Source organism: Chryseobacterium indologenes (assembly GCF_001295265.1).
In the GTDB taxonomy this organism is placed as follows: domain Bacteria; phylum Bacteroidota; class Bacteroidia; order Flavobacteriales; family Weeksellaceae; genus Chryseobacterium; species Chryseobacterium indologenes_A.
On the sequence record NZ_LJOD01000039.1, the window covers coordinates 1 to 3,637 of the forward strand.

5 protein-coding genes and 1 pseudogene are annotated in these 3,637 nt (G+C 30.0%); all 6 read right to left on the reverse strand.

What is annotated here, in order from left to right:
* Nucleotides 1-162 (reverse strand): annotated as a pseudogene (locus tag AOB46_RS24070) (RHS repeat-associated core domain-containing protein); the annotation flags it as partial.
* Nucleotides 163-597: 435 nt separating this feature from the next.
* The gene (locus tag AOB46_RS22470; RefSeq protein ID WP_062703618.1) at nucleotides 598-1,320 is read right to left on the reverse strand and encodes a hypothetical protein; all 723 of its coding nucleotides are present in this window, start codon (nucleotides 1,318-1,320) and stop codon (nucleotides 598-600) included.
* A gap of 2 nt (nucleotides 1,321-1,322) precedes the next feature.
* Nucleotides 1,323-1,925 carry a hypothetical protein gene (locus AOB46_RS22475; protein ID WP_062703620.1) on the reverse strand — a complete coding sequence of 201 codons (603 nt, stop codon included), beginning with the start codon at nucleotides 1,923-1,925 and terminating at the stop codon, nucleotides 1,323-1,325.
* 159 nt (nucleotides 1,926-2,084) lie between these two features.
* Entirely contained in the window at nucleotides 2,085-2,759 is a 675-nt protein-coding gene (locus AOB46_RS22480) for a hypothetical protein (RefSeq protein ID WP_062703621.1), read from the reverse strand.
* A gap of 84 nt (nucleotides 2,760-2,843) precedes the next feature.
* Nucleotides 2,844-3,185: a hypothetical protein gene (locus AOB46_RS22485; protein ID WP_062703623.1), complete on the reverse strand. Its 342-nt coding sequence runs from the start codon at nucleotides 3,183-3,185 to the stop codon at nucleotides 2,844-2,846.
* Nucleotides 3,186-3,203: 18 nt separating this feature from the next.
* Nucleotides 3,204-3,479, reverse strand: a complete 276-nt coding sequence (locus tag AOB46_RS22490) for a hypothetical protein (RefSeq protein ID WP_062703625.1) — start codon at nucleotides 3,477-3,479, stop codon at nucleotides 3,204-3,206.
* Nucleotides 3,480-3,637: the final 158 nt, after the last annotated feature.

Sequence of the window (3,637 nt, forward strand, 5' to 3'; positions counted from 1 at the left end):
TCCATCCGGGTCATACATCATCACCGGATTATTCATTACATAAGCATAAGGTGAATATGAAGAATAACTTTCTGAAAGCTGATCCATCCCATTCCATCTTCCCAGTTCCGGCATATACTGTCTCCAGCCATAATCAAGCATTCCCGTATCATCCTGTAGCTCTTTACCGTTGTATTAGTATCGGTAGTAAGGATTTCCGGATGTGTAATTGTATCCATAATGCTTTAACCCAAATGGATAATAGTTGTTTTCTTCAAGAACGGCTGCTCCTTATCCATTATTCTGATAGCTCAACCGTACATTTCCTAACTGATCGGTATAGTTGTAAATATACTTATTATTTCAAAATTGCAGACAAATGTAGTCATATACAGCAAAATAGGCTGTTCCACTTTTGAAACAGCCTATTATTTTCTGATATGATCCGGGATGCACTTATTATGTCCAAATAATAAGAATTTAAAGACACTTTTATAAGAAACCGGGCTTTCTTTTACAATAGAGCATAGTTGTTTATTTAGTAGCTCAGAGTCAGGAGGCTTCGAGCAGCAGGGCACACGCACCAATACAAAGTAACTAAAATCTACTCTACGAGAATCATTTCCATTTCAAGGTATTACTTTTGAAACTTCCAGTAAAAAATTTAAATTTTTTTAATTTTCTTTTTTGTTTTTCTGTTAAATATCCATAAACTCTCTCGTCAATACAATACATCAGAGAAAAGCTATAACTCTCATTTGGTAACAAATTATAATAATCATATGTCCCAGATATTTGATTATAATTAATTTTTTTAGGAGTAAAATATTTTTGATAAACAAACTCTTGTCCTGGCTTCAAAAAAATTAAATTTGAAACTAAAAATTTATTTTTAATAGCCCAATCGTTACTCTGTAATATTCTATTAACCCTCTTCCAGTGATCTACTTCTTTATTCTGTAAATCTTTAAGAGAATCCCTTCTCTTTAATTCCATGATAACTCGATTATCATTTTCATCAATTTTCCCCATTAATTTAAATTGAGGAATAGCCATTAATATTTCATTATCAGATTGGTTTTCGAAATTTACTTTTAACATTAAATCCTTATAACTTTCCTGATCAACAAAATCAACACAAGATTCTCCATTATAGAACGGTTTAAAATCTGTTGTATCAATTGGCAATATATAATTGATAGGAGAGTTGTTTTTTATAATTATTTCTATAAGTTGTTTTTCATCAACTTTAGAGCTTTTATCAAGAAATTTTAAAGTTAAACTAATTTGAGAAAAAGCAAAAGATGAATAAAAAAGTATTAAATAAATAAGTTTTCTCATTACTATGGATTTATAAATAAGTTTGACAAAAATTTAATTTTACTATTCAAAAAGTCAAGTGTTTTTTGAGGAAGAGCCCATCTAACTCTATATGCATTCATTGTTCGGTCAACATCAACATCTTTCCCTAATGATTTTTCCCAAGAATATCCTCTATACTCTTTAAAAAGCATATAAATTGGGATTGTATATCTATTTCTCTCAAATTCTCGATCATTCGTAGAAAATAAATCAATATACTTTTTATAATTATATTTATCATCAAAAACATGTAACATTTCATGACCTATTGTGTAAGCATATTCTAATAAGCTACCTATTTTGTCAGTACTAATTCTTATTCTGTTAGTAAATGGATCCTGTTGACCTAAATAATTTTCACCAGTTACCGGAATAAACACTGAAGGAGCTTTTGAAAAGAGCTTATTTAATTCAGGAACTTTATCCGTTAATTTTTCCCAATCATTAAAACTTGCCTGCGTTTTCTCAGGATTACTCCCTAAACCTGCATTAATTATCTGATTCCTCAAAGAATTAAATCCTCCAAGAATAGAATCAATAGAAGACAACCCACTCATGATGGATTGAAACATAGCTCCTGCCATATAGCCTCTTACAGTAAACCCTGAAATACTATTATTGGTCGTAAAAAATGATATAAAAGATCGAAAAACCACTGCGATTTCACAGTGGCCTTAGTATTTATTATTATCTCTTACAAATTTCTAAATTACGGAAAGCTAAGATATAGAAAATAAATCCTATTATTTTATTTCAATTTTATTGCTCTCCACTCTTCCTTTAAAAAGCTTATATTTTTTGTATTTTTGCTTTTGCTTCTGAGTTAAATAGTCATAATTAGCTTCGTCAATATCTAAAGTGAGAAGTGCAGTATAAGCTATTTCTTCCTCAAGAAGATAAGAGTCATGAATACCATTTTCCTGATTTGTAATATTCCGAAGATTAAAAACAGTTGAAAATCTAATTTTTTCTTTGGGCTTCAAGACAATTAAATGATTTATAATATAGTAGTTTACCTGGGCTATAAAGCTATCCTCTATTTTATTCAACTTTTTCCAATCCTTTATTATAGAATCATATTTTCTTTGAGAAGATGTATTCCGATATTCTTTTTCAGAGTGATCCGAATAAGGTATACTTGAATCTGTAGACACTCTACTTTGGCTGGTCTTATCATAAACAGTAAGTACAGGTGCAAAAAAAGGATATTGACCACTCCAGCTATCTCTTGTTATCAATTGATTATCAACAAAATAAGCTTGAAGAGACTTTTTATTAAGAGGGAATACAATGCTATCATCACTTACATTAAAAATCGTAATATCAGCCTTTTCTTTATTCTTATCTACAACCCATTCTATTTTTATTTGGGACATTAAGTTTAGAGATAATAATAGGAAGGTTATAATATATTTCATTTTATTTAATTTTTAAATTATACTGTTTTTTGTATTCAATCATTCTAGCCCTGACTAATTCATTTACAAAAGGAGATAGTTTATTTATTGTATCTTGACTATAAAATCCTGAATTAGGTCCATAATAAAATTCAGCACTTTTAAAATCATTTTCCCCACTACCACGCTACTTCCCATACTTCTTTCCCAACTAAAACCCATAAATTCTTTAAAGAAGCCAAAAGTATTTCTAAAAGGAATGGTTTCTTCTCCTCCAAAGCGTGTGATTTCAATAAATTTATTTTTAAAAAATCTATTATCAAACACATGGTTCATTTCATGGCCTAATGTAAATGCATAAAATAACAAATTGTCAATTTTATTCATATTAACAAAAATAACATCTTTAACTGTTTCGGCAGGATGCTTTAATTTGGGATCTTCCATAAACCTTGGCTAGTAATTTTAAACAATTTTGATAATGATGGAACCTTTTTCAAGCAAACCAATCCTATCATCATAAACTGCTGCTTTTTTCTCAGGATTACTCCCAAAACCGCCATTAATCAACTGATCCCTTAAAGAATTAAATCCTCCAAGAATAGAATCAATAGAAGACACCCCACTCATGATGGATTGAAACATAGCTCCTGCCATATAGCCTCTAACAGTAAACCCTGAAATACTATTATTGGTCATAAAAAATGATATAAAAGATCCTGAAGCCTCATCATCAACCATAAAATTAGATCTTGATATCTTTCATTCCATGCAAGCCCATTAACACTTGTCGTTGGATCAAACTCCCAGTTAAATGCAGAGTTTTTACCATAAAAGCTTCTAGTTTAAATAATTATTTTTATTCCTAGGGTTCTCAGCTTTTTTGCCAAAAGGCATCT